Annotated in this window: 2 tRNA genes and 1 rRNA gene; all 3 read left to right on the plus strand. The window is 54.1% G+C overall.

The window, feature by feature from the left end:
* Window positions 1-83 (plus strand): 16S ribosomal RNA (locus FJM65_RS21110); the annotation flags it as partial.
* 101 nt (window positions 84-184) lie between these two features.
* Window positions 185-258, plus strand: a tRNA-Ile gene (locus FJM65_RS21115).
* 13 nt (window positions 259-271) lie between these two features.
* Window positions 272-345 (plus strand) — tRNA-Ala (locus FJM65_RS21120).
* The last annotated feature ends 246 nt before the right edge of the window (window positions 346-591 follow it).

Genomic DNA, 591 nt, shown 5'->3' on the forward strand with positions numbered 1-591 from the left:
AGCCGTCTAGGGTAAAACTGGTAACTGGGGCTAAGTCGTAACAAGGTAGCCGTACCGGAAGGTGCGGCTGGATCACCTCCTTTCTAGGGAAGATCCCGGGCTCCGGACTCTTAATCCGATGCTCTGTTTCAAGCATTCCTTTCAAAAAAGCATTCAATCGGGCGGCCAGGCCCGGCCATGAAGCGGGCTTGTAGCTCAGGTGGTTAGAGCGCTACACTGATAATGTAGAGGTCCGTGGTTCGAGTCCACGCAGGCCCACCGCGAATTACCTGGGGGATTAGCTCAGCTGGCTAGAGCGCCTGCTTTGCACGCAGGAGGTCAACGGTTCGACTCCGTTATTCTCCACACCGATTACCAGTACCAAGGCAAGGACAAAAGGTTTTTGCTTCACGCTTAAGGGGAAGTTAACGGCAAAGAGGGAAGGGTTAACCTAACTCAGAACTCGGCACCCGTAACTCGTACCTTAAGGAACGTTCTTTGACATGTTGGGAGAGAGATAAAGAAAAGAAGACTAGGCTCTGGCAACAGAGCCCTAGTGCGAGAGAGGCGGGCCGGCCCACGCTTGTGGGGCCGGCCGAAGACGCTAAAGAA

It is taken from the genome of Pontibacter mangrovi (assembly GCF_006385705.1).
GTDB lineage: Bacteria > Bacteroidota > Bacteroidia > Cytophagales > Hymenobacteraceae > Pontibacter > Pontibacter mangrovi.